This window comes from Streptomyces sp. JW3 (assembly GCF_052216785.1).
Lineage (GTDB): Bacteria > Actinomycetota > Actinomycetes > Streptomycetales > Streptomycetaceae > Streptomyces.
In genome coordinates, this window is sequence record NZ_JBQOUX010000002.1 from 21,995 (window position 1) to 41,438 (window position 19,444).

Here is a 19,444-nt window from a genome sequence, read left to right on the forward strand (position 1 = left end):
GTTCACACCGTGACGGGCAGGAGCAGGCGGGACGGGTGGTCGTGCGGGTGGTGGTCCAGGTCGCCCTCGCGGGTGCGCTCCTCGTCCAGTTCGCGGTGCGACGCCTTGAGGTGGGCGGCGGTTCGTCGGCCACCGCGCGGCGATGTGACGTGCGTCACCGTGCAAGAAGGCTGCAAGGAAAATGCCGTGCCCGCCGGGAAATCGCCCGTCGACTGCCTGTGCGCGACGAGCGATGGGGGATCGCATGTCCTTGGCGACCACAAGACCGGCGTTGATCGAGCAAGGCCACTGGCTGACCGTGCGGGACTGCAAGCGGGTGCTGGTGGTGGTGCACACGGTGACGTTCGCCCAACGGCTGCGGGAGGTCTTCGGACTGCTCGCCGACGACCTGCGGATCCAGGTGGTCTTCACCGCCGCGCCGCACGCCTTCGGCACCGGCGTCACGCAGTACCTGCGGGAGCTGGGCATCACCACCGTGCCCTGGGCGCAGGCCCTGCGCACGGAGTTCGACCTGGCGCTCGCCGCGGGCTCCCGGGGAGTGCACGAACTGCGCTGCCCCCTGGTCCGCGTCTCGCACGGCGCCGGGCACATCAAACCGCTCACCGACACCACCGCGCGGGTCCCGGGCGAACCCCGGGCGCCCGGCATGCTCAGCCCCGCGCACCTGCTGCACGAGGGCCGGGTGGTCCCGGCGGCGATCGTCTACGCCCATGACCGCGACCTGGCCGAACTGGCCCGGACCTGCCCCGAGGCGCTGCCGGCCGCCCAGGTCGTGGGCGACCCCTGTGTCGACCGGATCACGGCCGCCCTGCCCCGGCGCGCGGACTACCGGCGCGCACTGGGACTGACGGAGGGACAGCGGCTGGTCGTCGTCACCTCCACCTGGGGTCCGACGTCGACCTTCGGGCGACTCGACGCCCTGCTGCCGCAACTGCTGGGCCAGTTGCCGGGCGACCGCTACCGGATCGCGCTGTCGGTCCATCCCAACGTGTTCGCCGGGCACGGCCCGTGGCAGGTCTACGGCTGGCTGGCGGGCTGCCGCGGCCGGGGCATCGCGATCGTGCCGCCGGCCGCCGACTGGCAGTCCCTGCTGGTCGCGGCCGACGTCATCATCGGCGACCACGGATCGCTGGCGGCGTACGGCACCCTCACCGGGGCCACGATGCTGCTCACCGCCGGTCCCCGCCGGGAGGTGTCGGCGTACTCCCCGGCCGCGCTGCTGGCCGCCGCCGCACCGGTGGTCTCGCCGCTGCACCCGCTGGCCGAGCAACTCGAGTACGCGACGCGGACCCGGCGCCCCGGGCAGTACGACCAGGTGGCCGCCGCGCTGTCCTCCGCGCCGGGGGAGTTCCACGGCCGGATGCGGACGGTCGTCTACCGGCTGCTGGGCCTGGGCGAACCCGCCCGTCCACCGGCCGTCAGCCCACTGCCGACACCCCCGCCGCTGCGCCGCTGGGAGATGACCGAGGGCGAGGGGGCGGCGGGATGAGCGGCGGGGTGAGTGGTGGGATGAGCGGCGGGGTGAGTGGTGGGATGAGCGGCGGGGTGAGTGGTGGGATGAGCGGTGGGGCGATGGGTGGGGCGAGCGGCAGGTCGTTCGGTGGGGTGAGCGGCAGGTCGTTCGGTGGGGTGAGCGGCCGGACCGAGGGTGCCCATCGGCTGCCGGGACCGGACGCCTCCTGGACCACCGTGTGCTTTCCCGGCCCCGGCCCCGGCCCCGGCCCCGGCCCCGGCCTCGGCCCCGGCCCCGGCCCCGGCCCCGGCCTCGGCCCCGGCCCCGGCCCCCGGGCCGCGGCTCCCGGTGGCGGCACCTCGGCCCGCTCCGTGTCCGTGTCCGTGTCCGTGTGCGTCCGCTGGCGCACGGACACGGATCGCGGAACGGCCCTGGTCCGGCGGGGGTACGAACCCCCGTCGCCCTGCCGCCACGCGCCCGGCCGGCTCCCGTGCGACGCACACCTGTGGGCGGACCCGGACCCCTCCCGCCGGTCCGGCCTCGTGGACTGCGCCGACGTACTGGTGAGCCGCGCCCCGCTGCCCGTTCCGGCGGCCGAGGGACGGGTGCGTGAACTGCTCGCGGGGCATCCGGGATGCCTCGTCGCGGCGGCGGCGGCGGCGGCGGCGGCCGGTTCCGGCTCCGGCTCCGGCTCCGGCGTGGCGTGTGTCGTCGTCGGGGTGCGGCGGGCCGGGGGTGGCGGTCCGTGGTCGGTACGGGTCGCGGGGCAGGGGGCTCGGGGCCGCGCCGTCCCCCGGCTGGTCGCCTCGGTCGTGCATGCCTGGGCGGCGGCCGGACGACCACCGGACGCGCTGCGTTCGGTGGCCCTTGGCGGGCCTGCGCGGGAACCCGGGCCGTACGGGCGGGAGGTGGGGGGCGGGTGGCCGGACGCGCGGCGCGGACGGAGCGCGGGGCCCGGCGGCCGGTGAGTCAGTGCCGTCGGCCCAGCCGGTCGTCCAGGCGCCGCGCGTCCAGGGGGTTCAGCCGCCGGAAGAGGTCCCGGGCCGCCCGGAAGCAGCGGGCCGCCTCGGCCGGGTCGCCGTCCGCCTCGGCGGCCAGGCCGAGCCACTCCAGGCAGCGTCCCTCCCAGTGCTCCGACCGGGTGCCGCCCGACCGGAAGCTCTCCAGACCGTCCCGCAGGAGCCGTACCCCCTCCTCCCGGTCGCCGTCGCGCACCAGGACATGGCCGAGGAGGGCATGGACCCGGGCCGCCTCGTACGCCTCGGCCAGTGACTCCAGCTCGGTGCCCGCCCGGCGCAGCTGCCGGGCGGCCGCGGTGAGGTCGCCGCCCGCCAGCGCGGTCTCGCCCAGTCGCCGCCGGGAGAGCGCGGCGCCCCGGCGGTAACCGGCCGACTCCCGCAGCCGCAGGGCCCGTTCGAAGTGGACGCGGGCGTCGTCGAGGCGGTCGGTCAGCAGGGCGAGGTGGCCCAGTCCGCTGACGGCCTGCGCCTGCTGGCGTACGTCTGCGTCCGCGACGGCCAGCTCCAGCGCCTGCCGGTACCAGTCGCCGGCCTCGGCGTACCGGCCGGCGTCGCGCAGACCGATCGCGCCGGAGGTGAGCATGCGGCCCGCGCCCGGCGCCGAGCCGCTGCGGCGGGCCGCGGCGAGTCCGAGGCGGTGCGCCTCGATCCACATGTCCGAGGGGCGAAACCGCAGGAAAAGCGGCCAGAGCCGGTCGGCCAGCCGCCAGCAGGAGGTGTCCCAGCCGGCCCCGGCGCAGTGCCGTACGGCACCCAGCAGTCCGTTGCGGTGCGTGTCCAGCCAGGCCAGCGCCTCCTCGGGGCCGGCGAGCGGGGTGGGGGAGACGGGACGTTCCGTGCCGTCGGGGCCGGGCAGCGGGTGACTGGGGGTCAGCAGGCGTTCCGCGACGGCCGCGGTGGCCAGGCACCAGTCGACGTAGCGGCGCAGCACGTCCGTCCGTGCGGCGGGGCTCTCGCGCTCCTCGCCGAGCGCCTGGGCGTGCGGCCGGACGAGGTCGTGGAAACGGTAGGTGTCCGGACCCGTCTCCTGGAGGAGGCTCATCTCCACCAGGGTGTGCACGGCCGAGTCGACCGCGTGGGCGGGCGCGCCGCCGACGCCGAGGGCGGCGAGCATGTGGAGGTCGTGGCGGTCCGTGGGGAGCAGGCCCATCCGCCGGTAGAGCGCGGCGCTCTCGGCCGGCAGCAGGGTGTACGACGTGTCCAGCGCCGTACGCATCACGGCCTCGCCGTCGGCCCGCAGCGCGTCGACGGCGCCCCGCCCCCGGTGCAGGCTCTCGGCGAGGGCGGCCACGGAGCGGTGCGGCCGGACCGCGAGCTGGGCGGCGGCCAGGCCGACGGTGAGCGGCAGCCGGCCGCACAGCCGGACCACCTCGTGCGCGGCGTCGGGCTCCCGCGCCACCCGCGGCCCGCCGCCGACGGCCAGCAGTTCGACCGCTGACTCGGCCGGGAGCCCTTCGAGGCGGTGCACGGACGCGCCGTCGACGCGCAGCCCGGTGAGACTGTTCCGGCTGGTCACCACGGTGAGCCCGGTCGGTGTGCCGAGCAGCAGCGGACGTACCTGGGCCGCGGTGAAGGCGTTGTCCAGCAGGACGGCCAGGCGCAGGTCGGCCGTCACCGTGCGCCACAGGGCGGCGCGCTGCGCGGTGCCGGCCGGTACCGTTGCCACGCCGAGCGCGACCAGGAAGGCTTCCAGCACCGCGGCGGGGGACGCGGGGTCGTGGTCCGGGCCGGTGGCGTGGCCGCCGAGGTCGGCGTAGAGCAGGCCGTCGGGGAAGCGGCGGGCGTGTTCGTGCAGCCAGTGGGTGGCGAGGGTGGTCTTCCCGGCACCGGCGAGTCCGGTGACCACCAGCACCTGGGAGGCGTGCGCGGGCTGCCCGGCCCGTAGCTCGTCCAGCGCCCGCCGGTCGGCCTCCCGGTCGGTGAACCGGGCGGTGAGCGGCGGCAGTTGGCGAGGCGCGGGCGGACTGTGCCGGGCCGGCCCGGCGGGCGGGTGGAAGTGGATGCCGCCGTGGATGTCGCGGGCCTGCACGCTGGGCCCGTGGAGCACGGAACTGCCACCGATGACGTTGGCGGACAGGGGCGCGGGCTGGCCTGCAGGGGACGCGGGCCGGCTGGCATCGGGCGCGGGCTGGCCGGCAGGGGACGCGGGCTGGCCGGCAGGGGACGCGGGCTGACCGGCAGTGGGCGCGGGCTGACTGGCATCGGGGGCGGGCTGACCGGCAGTGGGCGCGGGCCGGCTGGCATCGGGGGCGGGCTGACCGGCAGTGGGCGCGGGCCGGCTGGCATCGGGGGCGGGCTGACCGGCATCGGGGGCGGGCCGGCCGGCAGGGGACGCGGGCCGGCTGGCATCGGACGCGGGCTGACCGGCAGGGGACGCGGGCTGACCCGCATCGGACGCGGGCTGACCCGCAGCGGACGCCGACGGCCCCCCATGCCGCCGTAACCAGTCCGTCAGCAGTCGCTCGGTCTCCTCGTCGCGGCGGGCCAGTCGGTCCAGTTCCTGGGCGAGGTGCCGCCCCTGGGCCGGTGTGCCGTCCGGGGGCCAGCGGAGAGCCACCGCCTCCACCACACGGGCCGCCGCCGCCACGACCCCGGCCAGCTCGCGCCAGGCGGCCGAGTCCCGGTCGGCGCCGGCCGCGACCATGGCCGTAAACAGCGCCTCCGGCCTGCCCGGTGGAGAAGCTCGCACGTGTGTGACCCCCTTCGACGCGGTCGGTACCTCGGGAATCCCTCCCCGTTCTTCCCGAGAAATGAACGGAGGTACCTGCTTATCGGTCAAACTCGGTCGTCACTCGCTCAGATATGGCCGTGCAGAGCAGGTTCATGACACGCTCGAACACCGGGCCTTGAGGAGGCCCTGCCGGCGGGAGGACGCTGGTGGAGTTCGAGATAGGACTTTCCGGGTCGGTCGACGTGCGGGTGGCCGGCCGGCGCAGCGATCTCGGGTCGACCAAGACCCGCCTCACCCTGGCCGCCCTCGCCTGGGACGCGGGCCGCACGGTGAGCGTGGACACCCTGGTCCACCGCATCTGGGACGAGCATCCGCCCGCCAAGGCCAGGGAAGCGCTGCACGCCCACGTGTCACGGATCCGCCGCGTGCTGCGGAGCGCCGGGGACGAGGCGCCCCCGATCGTCAGCCGTACGAACTCGTACGTGATGCACGTCGACCCGGCCCGGGTGGACCTGCACCGGTACACGTGCCGCGTGCGGCAGAGCCGCGCGCTGCGGGACGGCGGCGACGAGGAGGCGGCCCTGCGCATGCTGGACTCGGCGGACCGCCTCTGGCGCGGCGAACCGCTGGCCGGCATCACCGGCTCCTGGGCCGGGCACCTGCGGTCCACTGTCGGTGAGACCAGCCTGACCGCGGCGCTGACCCGGGCCGAGATCCTCATCGGCCGGGAGCGGTACGCCGAAGCCGTCGCCGTCCTGCTGGCACCGGCGCGGGACCACCCCGAGGACGAGGCGCTGGCCGAGCGGCTGGCCGTCGCCCTGCACGGCAGCAGCCGTACCGCCGAGGCCACCCGGCTGCTCCAGCGGACCCGGCAGCGGGTGGTCCGGGACATCGGCCTCGACGCCGGCCGCCGGCTGCACCGCGTCCACCAGGGCATCCTGGCCGGCAAACCGGCGGCGGAACTGCTCGGCGACGCCCCGGCCGAGCGGCCGTCGGCCCGGCCCGCGCACCGGGTGCCGGACAACCTCCCGCGCGACGTCCCCTGGATCGGCCGGCGCGACGAACTGCGCCGGCTCGACGCGGCGGTCCGCGAGGGCGGCGCCGGGCACGGCGCGGTGGTCACCGTCGAGGCGATCGACGGCATGGGCGGCATCGGGAAGACCGCGCTGGCCGTGCACCTCGGGCACCGGCTGCGGGACCACTTCCCCGACGGCCGCCTCTTCCTGCGGCTGGGGCACGTCCCCGGCCGGGCGGCCCGGACCCCCGCGCGGGCGCTCACCGAACTGCTGCGGCTGCTCGGCGTGAGCGCCGGGGAACTCCCGCAGGACACCGACGAGTTGGTGGCCCTGTGGCGGTCGACGGTCCGGGACCGCCGGATGCTGGTCATCCTGGACGACGCCGTGGCGCCGGAGCAGGTGCGTCCGCTGCTGCCCGGCGACTCCCCGACGGCGGTCGTGGTGACCAGCCGGCGCCGCCTTTCCGGGCTGCCGGGGGTACGGCCGCTCTCCCTCGACGTGCTGCCCGCCGAGGACGCGATCGCCCTCTTCGACCAGCGGCTCGGGACCCGGGGCGGGGACCGCGGGACGGCGACCGCGGAGATCGTCCGCCGCTGCGGCCGGCTGCCCCTGGCCATCGAGATCGCCGCGAGCCGGCTGCTCGCCCGCCCCTCGTGGACCACCTCCGACCTGCTGCGACAGCTGGGCGACAGCGGCGGACGGATCGCCGAACTCCGCGACGGCGAACGGTCGATGACGCATGTGTTCGCGCTGTCCTACCGTGAGCTGACCGCCGAGCAGCAGCTCGTCTTCCGGCGGGCCGGGCTGCACTTCGGGGCGGACTTCGGCCCCGGCGCGGTGGCCGCGCTGACCGGACTGTCCGTCGCCGCGGCCGAGCGCGTGCTCGAGGAACTACTGGCGCACCACCTGATTTCCGAGCCTGCGCCACACCGTTTCACCATGCATGATCTTTTACGGGAGTTCGCCGGCGCACTCGACGAGACCGTTGCCGCCACCCCCGACGAGCGACCGCTTCGACCGCTTCCGCTTCCCCCTCCTCGGCCGATACGGGACCTCGTCGATTACTACGTCCGCTCCGCGGACCGCGCCGACCGGCTGGCCTATCCGTACCGCTCGCGGCTGGAACTCACCACCGCAACCCCTCCCGTACCGCCCGGCGCGGCGGAAATGGCCGACGCGCACGAGGCCGAGCAATGGCTCAATACCGAGGCCGCCAATCTCCTGGACACGCTGAACTGGACCGCGAACCACGGAACGGAACAGCAACTCGCCCTGACCGTCCACGTGTTGGCGGAATTCCTGGACACGGAGGGACACCTGGCCGCGGCCGAGCCGCCGTTGCGGCGCGCCGTCGCCCACTGGGCCGCCGAGGGGGACGGCGGCGCCCGCGCCCGTGCCTTGATCGACCTCAGCGCCGTACTGACCCGCGCGGCCCGTTACGAGGACGGTGTCGCGGCGGCGCGGGAGGCGCTCACGACCGCGCGGGCGCTGCGCGATCCGGAACTGGAGAGTGAGGCCCTGCACCGGATGGCGCTTCCGCTGTGGCAGACCGGACAGTATGCGACGGCCCGTACGCTCCAGCAGCGCTCCGTTCATTTACTTTCGCAATGCAAGAATGCTTTCCGGGTGGCCCGCGCCTGCAACTTGCTGGGCATAATCCACCTCCACCTCGCCGAGAACGACGAAGCGCTCTCCTGCTTCCGTTCGACCCTGGCCGGATTCACCGCCCTCGGTTATGAGCGGGGAAGATACAGCGTGCTGAACAACATGGCGGAACTCACGAAGAAAATGGGCGATCCGAAAGCTGCCGAACTGGCCTACCGGGAAGCGATCGCCATAGCCGAGAAAAAGGGCGGCCGGGGAGACCGGCCGACCCTGTACATGAACTTGGCGAGTGTGCTGCTCGTACTCGGTGACCCCGAGCAGGCCCTCGCGCTGTACGAGCGGACCCTGCCCGAGGTGCGCGCGGCGCTGGACCGGCGCGGGGAGGCGATCGCCCTCAACGGGATCGGCCGCGCCCACCGTGCGGCCGGCCGCAGCGAGCAGGCCCTGCCCCAGCATCTCGCCGCACTGGCGGTGGCCCGTGAGATCCACGCCGTGGGCGAGGAGATCGACGTGCTCCACGACTTGGCACAGGCGGAACACGACACGGGCCGGGTGCCGGAGGCGCTGGCCCACCTGAGGGAGAGCCTGCGCCTGAGCCGAGCGGCCGGCGCACCGGCCGAGGAAGCCCGCGCGGAACGGGCCCTGAGGCAGTTGAGAGCGCGCCGACCCGCGTAGATTTCGGCCGAGGGTCGTTTGTTTGCTTGATGTGGTGCGGACGGCGCCCGTGCGCCTTAGGGTGATCGCTGCGGCACGGAGGTCACCATCAACTCGGAGGTGACTTCGCCGTGCACGTGCATCTGCAATGTAAGCGAACCAGATAGGCACGATGTAAATGTCTAAGTTCATCGCTCCCGCGGTCACCCTCACCTGTATCGCCTTCTCCGTACTGGCGATATCGTCCCGCTTCCCGGGAGCCTGACCGAACCGGCGTCCGGTACCCTGTCGCGAACCCATCGCGGCCCGGTATCGGACGCCGTTGGCCGGGACGCGTGGACGCCAACTGAGGGGGAGGCTCACGCATGGACTCGATCTCGGCGGGACTGCTGGTGGCGGTGGCGACCGGAGCGGCCGGTGAGGCGGGCCGGCAACTGTGGTCCGCACTGGGCAGCTTGGTACGACGTACCCCCGACCCCGGCGAAGGCCCCCCCGACGCACCGGCGCCGACGACCGGCGAGGCCGAACTCGCTGCCCTGGACGAAGCCCCCGACGACCTGACCCGAGCCCACCGCCTGAGCGAGGCCCTCGGCCAACGCGCGCTGCGGGACCCGGAGTTCCGTACGGCACTGACCCAATGGCAGCAACAGGCCCAGATCACGCGCACCGGAGACGGCGAGACCAGCAACACCATCACCGGCGGCGTCCAGCACGGCCCGGTCCTCCAGGGACGCGACTTCTCGGGGATCACCTTCAACGGGCCACCGGACAACAACTGACCGCACTTTCCCGCCCTCGGTGTCGTCGGACCACTTGTCCCGTTCCGGCCGTCGGTCAGTCGGTCCCCAGGGCTTCCGGTGACGCCAACGCATCCCGGCCGCCGCGGGCGTGACTCATCCGCTGGGCGGGGAAGTCCTCGGGATCGCGTCGAAGTCGTACTCCAAGATGTACGAGGCGGCGTCCAGCGTCATCTCGTTGACCTCGACGGGACGGCCCTCGGCCGTGAAAGCGGTGCGGCAGATGAGGATGGCGGGGGTACCCGAGGACATGCCGAGCGCTGCCGCCTCGTCCTTCGACGGCATGCGCGAGCGGATCTCCTCCCGGAAGTGCACGGGCTCGTGGCCGAGTTCGGCGAGCCTGGCGTACGTACCGCCCGGGCCGGTGTCCTCCTGGGTGATCGCCGATCCGGCGACCAGCGCGGCGGGGAGGTAACTCGTCGCGAGGAGCACCGGTTTGCCGTCCAGCACGAAGCGTCGGCGCCGCACGCAGGTCGTCTCCTCGCCGTCCAGGTTCAGGACCGCGCCGATGCGGTCGGGCGCCGCCTCCTCGGTCACGGTGATCCGGTCGACCTCGAGCTCGCGGTCCTCGATGTCAGCCGACCAGACGGAACGTCCGTTGCCCCACTGGTCGTGGCCCAGCCGCTGGATGCCCCGGCGTCGAAGCGGGCGGAACTCCCGGACGAACACGCCGGCGCCCTTCCGGGCTTCGGCGACACCTTCGTCCCGCAGGACGCTCAGCGCCTGCCGGGCCGTCATACGGGCCACGCCGTGCGTGGCCATGAGGTCGTTCTCGCCCGGAAGCCGGTCACCGGGACCGTACTGGCCGGACTGGATCGCCTCGCGCAGGGAGTCCGCGATCCGTTGGTACTTGGGCCGACGGTCGTCGTCGGTAGTGGCCATTCCGGAACCCTCCTCGCTTCTCTAGACACCTTAGGCCATAGGTCGGGCGCCCGCTCGCTGCGTGTAGCCGCACGAGACGACCCATAAAGGCCCGGTACCGGGCAGCGTTGACATCTCTAGAGAGGCTCTGGAATTCTTAGATGTCTAGAGAGGTGCCGCCGTCTGGCGCACCGACCGAGACGTTTTGACGCCCGGAATCAGCGCTGCCGCGATCACGCCGCAGCGGCGAGGGAGTGAGCACGGATGACCTTCGTGATCGACCGGTACCCCTGTGCGGAGTCGCCGCGGCTGGGGGCGATGGCCCTGCGCCCGGCCCCGGAGTCCGTCCCCCGGGCCCGGCACTGGTTCCGGCGGTTCATCGCCCCGTACCGGCCGCTCTGCTCGGTCGACGACTGCGTGCTGATGGTCTCGGAGTTGGTGACCAACGCGGTCCTCCACGGACGGTCGGACGCGACGTGGCTCGTACGGGTCGAGTGGTACCGAGAGGGGACCGCGCTGCGTGTGGAGGTGCACAACCCGGGCCTCCCCGCGTCGGTGCGCCTGCGCCGACCGGACGCCGATGACGCACACGGACGCGGACTGCTGCTGGTCGACTCCCTCGCCGCTTGCTGGCATTGCGGCCCGAGCCATTACGGGGGGACGGTCGTCTCCTTCGCGATGGCTGATGCCTGGTCTCCCGAGCCCTGGTGTCCGGCAGCCTCCTGACCCGGACCGGACCCGGACCGTACGCACCGCCGCCCTCCACCGGGGGACCGTGGAGGGCGGCGGCCGTTCGCGGGCGGTCAGATCGCCTTGAGCTGCCTGAGCATGTGCAGGGAGTCGGAGTTCAGCCAGTACTCGGTGAACCGGCCGTTCCGGATGCGGAGTGTGTCGGTGCCGGTGAAGGTGACCGTGGTGCCGGGGGCCGCCTGGGCGCCGGGGAAGCCGCCGCCGTAGGTGCCGGTGGCCGTCCAGCGCACGGACAGGCGGTCGTCGTCGAACAGCGGCGGGACGTCGATGGCGAACGTCAGGTCCGGGAAGACCGCGCGGCCCTCGCTCACGAAGGCCACCAGGCCGGCGGCGCCCTGGATGGCGTCGCTGTCGCCGCCGGCGGCGAGGACGGTGTGGATGCGGAAGTCGTCCGCTACCAGGCCCGGGGCCAGGGTGACATCGCCGTTCCAGAGGGCGAGCCAGGTGTCGAGCATGGCGGTCGGGGTGGGCGGCCGCTCGGTGGTCCGGTCTGTGGGCATGGGAGTACCTCGTCAGTCGGTTCAGGTGGCGGGCGGGTCAGCAGGAGCTGCGGGCCTCGGCGGCGGCCTTGAGGTCCTGGAGCCAGACTTCGAGACCCGCGCCCAGTGCCTGGGTCGAGAGGTCGACGTCGGCCTCGGCCTGGTCGCCGGTCCAGGTCTCCTCGGTGCGGACGAGGGTGCCGCCCTTGACCTTGGTGAAGGTCCACACGTGGGTGCCCTCGTCGATGTTGATGGCGTCGCTGTTCGCGGGGCCGGTCCAGCGGACGCACTTGTCGCGCTGGAGCTGCTGGACGGTGGAGGTGACGGTGAGGGTGGTGGCGGGCGTCACGGGGGTCGCGGCCACCGGGGTGGTCCAGCGGAAGGCGGAACCGGGGCGCAGGCGGCCGGAGTCGAGGCGCTCGCTGGTGGCGACGGCGTCCTGCCAGGACGGCCACTGTTCCACGTCGGTCTGGGTCTTGAAGACGGTGCTCGGCGACGCGTGGATCAGGATCTCGGAGCCGTAGCGGACCAGGGCGTCCGGGTCGGTGCCCTGTCCGCGGCACTCGACGGCGGCCGCGGGGCGCCCGCTGTGCGCCTGACCGGAAGCGGTCTCGGCGGGAGCGGCCTGGGCGGGGGCGGCGGTGGCCGCGAGGACGCCGCCGGCCGCGGCGAGGGAGAGGGTGAGCGCTGCGAGGTGCGTACCGAGGCGGGGGCGGGTGGCGAGCATGGGAGGGGTTCCTTCCGGGTGGGCAGAGGGCGCGCGGGGAACTGTGGTGCCGGTGTCCCGCGCGGTCGTGCTTACGGATGTAAGGCTACGGGTGTTAGGGGAGGATGGCAAGAGGGGATTGCGGGTTGTCGTTCGAACGCGTCCCCCGGCAGAGCGGGCCGAGGTCGTAAGAGAAGCGTCAAAGGTGCTCGCGCCGCCGTAAGGGAGCCATCAACGACGGTACGAATCCGGCCAGAGAGGGGCTTTCCTCGACGTGGCAGATTCTTCTCCGGACCTCACTAGGAGCTCGCGATGGCCGACCTGGCCTTCGTCGTCACCACGATCGCGGTGTTCACGCTCGTGGCTCTCGTCGCCAAGGGGGTGACGAAGCTGTGACCGCCGAGAACATCGTCGGCCTGATCGTGGCCGTCGCCCTGCTGGGTTACCTCGCCCTCGCCCTGATCCACCCGGAGAGGTTCTGAGCAGCACATGAGCCCCGTCCTCGCCGGCGTGCTCCAGCTGCTCGCGCTCATCGCCGCGCTGGCGCTCGCCTACGTCCCCCTCGGCACCTACCTGGCCAAGGTCTACTCCTCGCCCAAGCATCTGCGGATCGAGAAGTGGATCTACCGGGGCATCGGCGCCGACCCCGACACGGAGATGCGCTGGCCCGCCTACCTGCGCGGGGTCCTCGCCTTCTCCCTCGCCGGTGTCCTCTTCCTCTACCTGCTCCAGCGGCTCCAGGGCGTGCTGCCCGGCTCGCTGGGCTTCGCCGCGATCGACCCGGACCAGGCGTTCAACACCGCCGTGTCCTTCGTGACCAACATCAACTGGCAGTCGTACTACGGCGAACAGGCGATGGGTCACATCGTGCAGACCGCCGGTCTGGCCGTGCAGAACTTCGTCTCGGCGGCCGTCGGCATCGCCGTCGCCGTCGCCCTGGTCCGGGGATTCGCCCGGTCCCGTACCGGTGAACTCGGCAACTTCTGGGCCGACCTGGTACGCGGGGTGGTCCGCGTCCTGGTGCCGATCGCGGCGATCGCGGCCGTGGTGCTGGTGGCGTGCGGAGTGATCCAGAACTTCTCCGGCATTCACGAAGTCGGGCAGTTCATGGGCGGTTCGCAGCAGTGGAACGGGGGCGCGGTCGCCTCCCAGGAGGCCATCAAGGAGCTGGGCACCAACGGCGGCGGCTACTTCAACGCCAACTCCGCCCACCCCTTCGAGAACCCGACCCCCTTCACCAACCTCTTCGAGATCTTCCTGATCCTGCTGATCCCCTTCGCCCTGACCCGCACCTTCGGGCTCATGGTCGGCTCGGTGAAGCAGGGCTACGCGATCCTCGCGACCATGGCCGGCATCTGGCTCGCGTTCACCGCCCTGATGATGTGGACCGAGTTCGCCCACCACGGCCCGGCGCTGGAACTCGCGGGCGGGTCGACGGAGGGCAAGGAGGTCCGCTTCGGCATCGGCGCCTCCTCGATCTTCGCGGTGTCGACCACCCTGACGTCGACCGGCGCGGTGGACTCCTTCCACTCCTCGTACACCGGGCTGGGCGGCGGCATCACCATGCTCGGCATGATGCTGGGCGAGATCGCACCCGGCGGGGTCGGCTCCGGCCTGTACGGCATGCTGGTCATGGCGGTCATCGCGGTGTTCATCGCCGGTCTGATGGTCGGCCGCACGCCCGAGTACCTGGGCAAGAAGATCGGCACCCGCGAGATCAAGTTCGCCGCCTGCTACATCCTGATCACGCCGGCGCTGGTCCTGGTCCTCACCGCGTGCGCGATGGCGCTGCCCACCCCGGGCGACTCGATGACCAACAGCGGGGCGCACGGGTTCTCCGAGATCCTCTACGCCTACACCTCCGCGTCGAACAACAACGGCTCGGCCTTCGCCGGTCTGAACGCCGACACCCAGTGGTTCAACACCACCCTCGGCCTCGCCATGCTGCTGGGCCGCTTCCTGCCGATGGTGTTCGTCCTGGCGCTCGCCGGTGCACTGGCCGAACAGAAGCCGGTGCCGGTCACCGCGGGCACCCTGCGCACCGAGAAACCCCTGTTCGCCGGGTTGCTGGTGGGTGCCGTACTGATCATCACCGGGCTGACCTACTTCCCCGCCCTGGCACTGGGCCCGCTCGCCGAAGGGCTGGCGGCATGACCACTGGAACCGACAAGCAAGAGGGCGCCGTGTCCACCGCCACCCAGCAAGCTCCGGCTCCCCGCCAGGAGGTCCCCGCCGGTCACGGAGAGGGCCGGGCAGGCGCCGGCCTCTTCGACCCGAAGCAGCTCGTCACGTCGCTGCCGGACGCCTTCCGCAAGCTCGACCCGCGGGTGATGGTGAAGTCGCCGGTGATGTTCGTGGTGCTGGTCGGCTCCGTGCTGACCACGGGGTTCGCCTGCACCGACCCCGGCGACTGGTTCGGCTGGACGATCAGCGGCTGGCTCTGGCTGACCGTGCTCTTCGCCAACCTGGCGGAGGCGGTCGCCGAGGGCCGCGGCAAGGCGCAGGCCGACACCCTGCGCAAGGCCAAGACCGACACGGTCGCCACCCGGGTCGACGGCAGCACGGTGCCCGGCACCGAACTGCGCGTCGGTGACCTGGTCGTCTGCGCGGCCGGGGACGTCATTCCGGGGGACGGGGACGTCGTCGAGGGCGTCGCCTCGGTCGACGAGTCGGCGATCACCGGGGAGTCGGCGCCGGTCATCCGGGAGTCCGGCGGCGACCGGTCCGCCGTCACCGGCGGCACCAAGGTGCTCTCCGACCGCGTCGTCATCCGGATCACCACCAAGCCCGGCGAGACCTTCATCGACCGGATGATCGGCCTGGTGGAGGGCGCGGCCCGGCAGAAGACGCCCAACGAGATCGCCCTGGACATCCTGCTGGCCTCGCTGACCGTCGTCTTCCTGCTGGCCTGCGCCACCCTGCCGCCCTTCGCGGACTACGCCGGCACCCATCTGACGATGGTCGTGCTGGTGGCGCTGCTGGTCTGCCTGATCCCGACCACCATCGGCGCGCTGCTCTCCGCGATCGGCATCGCGGGCATGGACCGGCTGGTGCAGCGCAATGTGCTGGCCATGTCGGGCCGCGCGGTCGAGGCCGCCGGGGATGTGTCCACGCTGCTGCTGGACAAGACCGGCACCATCACCCTCGGCAACCGGCAGGCGGCCGAGTTCGTCCCGGTGCGCGGCACCACCGAGGCCGAACTGGCCGACGCCGCCCAGCTCTCGTCGCTGGCCGACGAGACCCCCGAGGGCCGCTCCGTCGTCGTCCTCGCCAAGGAGAAGTACGGGCTGCGCGAGCGGCACCAGGGCGAGCTGGCCGGCGCCGCGTGGATCGAGTTCACCGCGCAGACCCGGATGTCCGGCGTGGACGTGGCCGGCCGCAAGGTCCGCAAGGGCGCGGCCGGTTCGGTCCTGGCCTGGGTCGAGGAGCGCGGCGGCCCGGTGGCCGGGGACGCGGCCGCGACCGTCGCCCGGATCTCCGAGGCAGGCGGCACCCCGCTGCTCGTCGCCGTCGAGGACGCGGACGGGGCCCGGGTCCTCGGCGTCATCCACCTCAAGGACGTCGTCAAGGACGGCATGCGGGCCCGGTTCGAGGAACTGCGCCGGATGGGCATCAAGACCGTCATGATCACCGGCGACAACCCGCTGACCGCGAAGGCGATCGCGGACGAGGCCGGCGTCGACGACTTCCTCGCCGAGGCCACCCCCGAGGACAAGATGGCCCTGATCAAACGGGAACAGGCCGGCGGCAAGCTGGTCGCGATGACCGGCGACGGCACCAACGACGCCCCGGCGCTCGCCCAGGCCGACGTCGGCGTGGCGATGAACACCGGTACGTCGGCCGCCAAGGAGGCCGGCAACATGGTCGACCTCGACTCCGACCCGACCAAGCTGATCGAGATCGTCGAGATCGGCAAGCAACTGCTGATCACCCGGGGCGCGTTGACCACGTTCTCCATCGCCAACGACGTCGCCAAGTACTTCGCGATCATCCCGGCGCTGTTCGCGGCGGTCTACCCGGGCCTGGACAAGCTCAACATCATGGGCCTGTCCTCGCCGGACTCCGCGATCCTGTCCGCCGTGATCTTCAACGCGCTGATCATCGTCGCTCTCGTCCCGCTGGCCCTCAGGGGCGTGCGGTACCGGCCAGTCAGCGCGGACCGGCTGCTGCGCCGCAACCTCGCCGTCTACGGGCTGGGCGGGCTGATCGCCCCGTTCGCCGGCATCAAAGTCATCGATCTGATCGTCTCGCTCATCCCCGGGATCGGCTGAAGGACATGAACACCTCCATCACCAGCACCGCCCGACTGCTCGGGGCGGGCCTGCGTGCCCTCCTCGTGCTGACCGTCGTCACCGGCATCGTCTACCCCCTGGTGATCACCGGCATCGCCCAGGGCTTGTTCCCCGGCCGGGCGAACGGCTCCGAGACCGAGGCGGCGGACGGCCGGGTGGTCGGCTCGTCGCTGATCGGGCAGGCGTACAACCTGCCGCTGAAGCACGGCCAGGAGACCCCCGAGCCGGACTTGAAGTGGTTCCAGGGGCGCCCGGCGGGCGGCCTCGGCAGCAACAGCGTCAACACCCAGTACGACCTGATCCTGTCCGGCGCGACCAACCGCTCCGCCGACAACGCGGAACTGGCCCAGTGGGTGAAGGACGCAAAGGCCGCCGTCGTCAAGGACAACTCCGTGCCCGGCTACACCGTCAGGCCCGCCGACGTACCCGCCGACGCGGTCACCTCCTCCGGCTCCGGCCTGGACCCGGACATCTCCCCCGAGTACGCCGAACTCCAGGTCCACCGCGTCGCCGAGAAGAACGGACTGCCCCTCGCCCGGGTCGAGAAGCTCGTCGACGAGCACACCGAGGGCCGCACGCTCGGCTTCCTCGGCGAACCCCGGGTCAACGTGCTCGAACTGAACGTCTCCCTCAGGGAACTCGTGGCCGACGACTGACGGGCCGGGCGGGGCGGGGCTCAGCGCGCCGGGAAGCCGAAGGAGTACCCCTGGTCCTTGAGCCAGGGCAGGACGCGGCGCAGTGCCTCGACGGTCTGGGCGCGGTCGCCGCCGGCGTCGTGGAAGAGGAGCGTCGGCCCGTTGGGGAGTTCCTGCTCGACGGTGGTGACGATGGCGTCGGTGCCCGGCAGTTCCCAGTCCCGGGTGTCCACGTTCCAGCCGAGCGGACGCATGCCCTCGGACGCGGCGAGCGTGCGGCTGTAGGGGGTGAAGGCGCCGCCGGGGGCCCGGTAGTACATCGGCCGTACGCCCCCGGACGCCTTGGTGATCATGCGCTCGGCGTCGAGGATCTCCTTGGCCTGGTAGGACTCGGACTTCTGGTCCATGGCGGTGTCGTGCGACACCGTGTGGTCGCACAGCCGGTGCCCGGCCGCGACGACCTTCTTCACCAGGTCCGGGTGGGCCTCGGCCTGCGTCCCCACCATGCAGAAGGTGGCCTTCACCCCGTACTCGGCCAGCAGGTCGAGGACCTGCGGGGTCCACACGGGGTCCGGGCCGTCGTCGATGGTGATGTTGACGCCGCGGGTTCCCTGGTCGGAGGCGTGCACGATGGACGCGGCGACCGGCTCGACCACGCTCTTGCGCGCGGCGGACGCCGTCGCCTTCTGGGGCGAGCCGGCCTGCGCGGTCCACATCGACGCGCCGACGGTCAGCAGCGTCACTCCGAGGGCCGCCCCGGCCACCTTGCCGTACCAGCCCCGTCCACCGTTGTGCCGTGCCATGTCCGCCCCGCCTCCACGCAGTTGCCCGTCGTCCCTCGTTCGCGTCGGGATCACTGGTCAGGACGGTGGCCGGCGGCCGGGGGATGCGTCCGTTACCGATCACGGACGATCCCGGGGGAGTTCGCGGACAACCCGGCCCGGTCGCGGGCGCCCTTCGGTCAGGCCGGCGGCGCGGAAGGAGGGCCGGCGGCATCCGGGCCGTCCCCGGCGCCGGGCAGCAGCGCCGCGATCTGTGCCGCCGGCCGGCCGGTGTGCAGGCCGATCAGGTCGGCGATCAGGTCGTCCAGGGGCGGCCAGGGCATGTTCCCGTGGTCGTTGTAGAGGCTGACCAGGCCGTGCAGCGCGGTCCAGAGCATGAGGCCGGCCTGCCACTGCCGGGCCACCGAGGGCTGCCGGCGTTCCCCCGCCGCGGCGGCCGCCAGGGCGGTCACGACCGCCTCCAGCAGTTCCGCCCCGCCGCCGTGCGCCGACCCGGGCACGAGATCGTCCGGCATCCGCCCGCCGAACAGGGTGCGGTAGTGGCCGGGCTGGCCGACCCCCCAGCGCACGTACGCGGTGCAGCGGGCGACGAGTTCGGCGAGCGGGTCCGCGGCGGACCGGGCGGCGGCCCGGTCCATCAGCTGGGCCAGTTCGTCGTAGCGCAGCCGCAGGACGTGCTGGATCAGCGCGCGCAGGTCGGGGAAGTGGCTGTAGATGCTGGCCGGCGCCACGCCGACCTCCCGTGCGACCTGCCGCAGGGTCAGCGTCTCCGGCTGGTCCAGGGTGGCCAGCAGCCGCGCCGCGGCGTCCACCAGCTGGGCCTTGAGCACCTGCCCCTGCCCCCGCGGATTGCGGCGCCGCGGAGCGGACCGCTGCCGAGGCGACGCCTCCGACGCCTCCGACGCCTCCGACGCCTCCGACATCTTGGCCCCCTTCTGACCAGTGCGAACGGTTGGACAACAGGTGTTCACCGGTGTTCACCGTACAGGGAGCGGTCGTCTCGGCTCCTGCTTCGCCGCCGCCTTGACTCCTCTAACCAACAGTTGTTTACTTAAGTAGCCAACAGTTGTTCAGTCAAGGGGAACGATCATGCGCATCGCCATACTCGGAGCGTCCGGACGGACCGGCGGCACCCTGCTGGACCAGGCGCTGGAGCGAGGTCACGAGGTGGTGGCCCTGGTCCGCACGCCGGACAAGGTCACGGTGCCCGCGCCGCGCCGGGTCGAGGTCCGGCGGGCGGACGTCACCGTCCCGCGGGACTTCCCCGCCCTCGGCGACGTCGACGTGGCCGTGTCGGCCATCGGCATCGGCAAGGGCGACGGGCCCGGCGCACTGGTCGCCGGGGCCCGGGCGCTCGCGGCGGCGGACGTGCGCACGGTGTGGCTCGGCGCGCTGGGCGCCGGCGTGTCGAGCCGGTCCGGCGGACTGATCTACGCGGGGGTGATGCGGATGTTCGTCGGCAAGGAACTCGCCGAGAAGGCCGAGGCCGACCAGATCGCCCTGGCCGCCGGCGCCACGGTGTTCCACGCCCCGGACGTCACCGACGGCCCGCTCAGCCCCACCCGCCGCACCGTGCCGCTGGCGGAGCTGCGCCGCCCCCTCCTGCCGCCCCGCATCTCCCGGGCCACGCTGGCGTCCCTGCTGCTGGACGAGGCGGAGGCGGGCCGGCACGGCGCCGGGATCGTCGTACCCCTGAGCTAGTCACCGCACGTGAGCCAGTCACC

General features: G+C 72.8%; 17 protein-coding genes. 10 read left to right on the forward strand and 7 right to left on the reverse strand.

Going from position 1 to position 19,444, the window contains the following annotated elements; all coding sequences use genetic code 11:
• Nucleotides 1-2: 2 nt before the first annotated feature.
• A complete protein-coding gene (locus ACTT8P_RS01435; protein WP_442829627.1) occupies nucleotides 3-158 on the reverse strand; it encodes a hypothetical protein in 156 nt (51 codons plus the stop codon).
• Nucleotides 159-244: 86 nt separating this feature from the next.
• On the opposite strand from ACTT8P_RS01435, the gene ACTT8P_RS01440 reads away from it, so the two are divergent.
• Nucleotides 245-1,489, forward strand: a complete 1,245-nt coding sequence (locus ACTT8P_RS01440) for a hypothetical protein (RefSeq protein WP_442829628.1) — start codon at nucleotides 245-247, stop codon at nucleotides 1,487-1,489.
• 140 nt (nucleotides 1,490-1,629) lie between these two features.
• Nucleotides 1,630-2,421, forward strand: coding sequence for a hypothetical protein (locus ACTT8P_RS01445; protein WP_442829629.1), 792 nt, complete (start codon nucleotides 1,630-1,632; stop codon nucleotides 2,419-2,421).
• Between the two features lies 1 nt (nucleotide 2,422).
• On the opposite strand, the gene ACTT8P_RS01450 is transcribed toward ACTT8P_RS01445, so the two are convergent.
• The gene (locus ACTT8P_RS01450; RefSeq protein WP_442829630.1) at nucleotides 2,423-4,519 is read right to left on the reverse strand and encodes an ATP-binding protein; all 2,097 of its coding nucleotides are present in this window, start codon (nucleotides 4,517-4,519) and stop codon (nucleotides 2,423-2,425) included.
• An 830-nt stretch (nucleotides 4,520-5,349) separates the two neighbouring features.
• Between ACTT8P_RS01450 and ACTT8P_RS01455 the strand changes: the two genes are divergently transcribed.
• A complete protein-coding gene (locus ACTT8P_RS01455; protein ID WP_442829631.1) occupies nucleotides 5,350-8,439 on the forward strand; it encodes an AfsR/SARP family transcriptional regulator in 3,090 nt (1,029 codons plus the stop codon).
• A gap of 344 nt (nucleotides 8,440-8,783) precedes the next feature.
• Nucleotides 8,784-9,197: a hypothetical protein gene (locus tag ACTT8P_RS01460; RefSeq protein WP_442829632.1), complete on the forward strand. Its 414-nt coding sequence runs from the start codon at nucleotides 8,784-8,786 to the stop codon at nucleotides 9,195-9,197.
• A gap of 114 nt (nucleotides 9,198-9,311) precedes the next feature.
• Here ACTT8P_RS01460 and ACTT8P_RS01465 read toward each other — a convergent pair whose 3' ends face one another.
• Nucleotides 9,312-10,097, reverse strand: coding sequence for a GntR family transcriptional regulator (locus tag ACTT8P_RS01465; RefSeq protein ID WP_442829633.1), 786 nt, complete (start codon nucleotides 10,095-10,097; stop codon nucleotides 9,312-9,314).
• A 243-nt stretch (nucleotides 10,098-10,340) separates the two neighbouring features.
• Between ACTT8P_RS01465 and ACTT8P_RS01470 the strand changes: the two genes are divergently transcribed.
• Nucleotides 10,341-10,802, forward strand: coding sequence for an ATP-binding protein (locus ACTT8P_RS01470; protein WP_442829634.1), 462 nt, complete (start codon nucleotides 10,341-10,343; stop codon nucleotides 10,800-10,802).
• Nucleotides 10,803-10,879: 77 nt separating this feature from the next.
• Here ACTT8P_RS01470 and ACTT8P_RS01475 read toward each other — a convergent pair whose 3' ends face one another.
• Both ACTT8P_RS01475 and ACTT8P_RS01480 read right to left on the reverse strand, forming a co-directional pair.
• Nucleotides 10,880-11,326, reverse strand: coding sequence for an ester cyclase (locus ACTT8P_RS01475; RefSeq protein WP_442829635.1), 447 nt, complete (start codon nucleotides 11,324-11,326; stop codon nucleotides 10,880-10,882).
• A 37-nt stretch (nucleotides 11,327-11,363) separates the two neighbouring features.
• The gene (locus ACTT8P_RS01480) at nucleotides 11,364-12,032 is read right to left on the reverse strand and encodes an SRPBCC family protein (protein WP_442829636.1); all 669 of its coding nucleotides are present in this window, start codon (nucleotides 12,030-12,032) and stop codon (nucleotides 11,364-11,366) included.
• 371 nt (nucleotides 12,033-12,403) lie between these two features.
• Here ACTT8P_RS01480 and kdpF point away from each other — a divergent pair, with 371 nt between their 5' ends.
• The 4 genes from kdpF to ACTT8P_RS01500 are packed head-to-tail and all read left to right on the forward strand — an operon-like array spanning nucleotide 12,404 to nucleotide 16,959.
• The gene (kdpF, locus tag ACTT8P_RS01485) at nucleotides 12,404-12,493 is read left to right on the forward strand and encodes a K(+)-transporting ATPase subunit F (protein ID WP_359395799.1); all 90 of its coding nucleotides are present in this window, start codon (nucleotides 12,404-12,406) and stop codon (nucleotides 12,491-12,493) included.
• A 7-nt stretch (nucleotides 12,494-12,500) separates the two neighbouring features.
• Entirely contained in the window at nucleotides 12,501-14,165 is a 1,665-nt protein-coding gene (gene kdpA / locus ACTT8P_RS01490; RefSeq protein ID WP_442829637.1) for a potassium-transporting ATPase subunit KdpA, read from the forward strand.
• Nucleotides 14,162-16,282 (forward strand): potassium-transporting ATPase subunit KdpB, encoded by a 2,121-nt coding sequence (kdpB, locus tag ACTT8P_RS01495; protein WP_442829638.1) that lies wholly within the window; start codon nucleotides 14,162-14,164, stop codon nucleotides 16,280-16,282. The genes kdpA and kdpB overlap by 4 nt, the downstream gene beginning before the upstream one ends.
• A gap of 5 nt (nucleotides 16,283-16,287) precedes the next feature.
• Nucleotides 16,288-16,959 (forward strand): potassium-transporting ATPase subunit C, encoded by a 672-nt coding sequence (locus tag ACTT8P_RS01500; protein WP_442829639.1) that lies wholly within the window; start codon nucleotides 16,288-16,290, stop codon nucleotides 16,957-16,959.
• Between the two features lie 20 nt (nucleotides 16,960-16,979).
• Here the strand turns inward: ACTT8P_RS01500 and ACTT8P_RS01505 are convergent, their stop codons facing one another.
• Nucleotides 16,980-17,741: a polysaccharide deacetylase family protein gene (locus ACTT8P_RS01505; RefSeq protein WP_442829640.1), complete on the reverse strand. Its 762-nt coding sequence runs from the start codon at nucleotides 17,739-17,741 to the stop codon at nucleotides 16,980-16,982.
• A gap of 158 nt (nucleotides 17,742-17,899) precedes the next feature.
• The gene (locus ACTT8P_RS01510; RefSeq protein ID WP_442829641.1) at nucleotides 17,900-18,643 is read right to left on the reverse strand and encodes a TetR/AcrR family transcriptional regulator; all 744 of its coding nucleotides are present in this window, start codon (nucleotides 18,641-18,643) and stop codon (nucleotides 17,900-17,902) included.
• 166 nt (nucleotides 18,644-18,809) lie between these two features.
• Between ACTT8P_RS01510 and ACTT8P_RS01515 the strand changes: the two genes are divergently transcribed.
• Nucleotides 18,810-19,421, forward strand: a complete 612-nt coding sequence (locus ACTT8P_RS01515) for an NAD(P)-dependent oxidoreductase (RefSeq protein WP_442829642.1) — start codon at nucleotides 18,810-18,812, stop codon at nucleotides 19,419-19,421.
• Nucleotides 19,422-19,444: the final 23 nt, after the last annotated feature.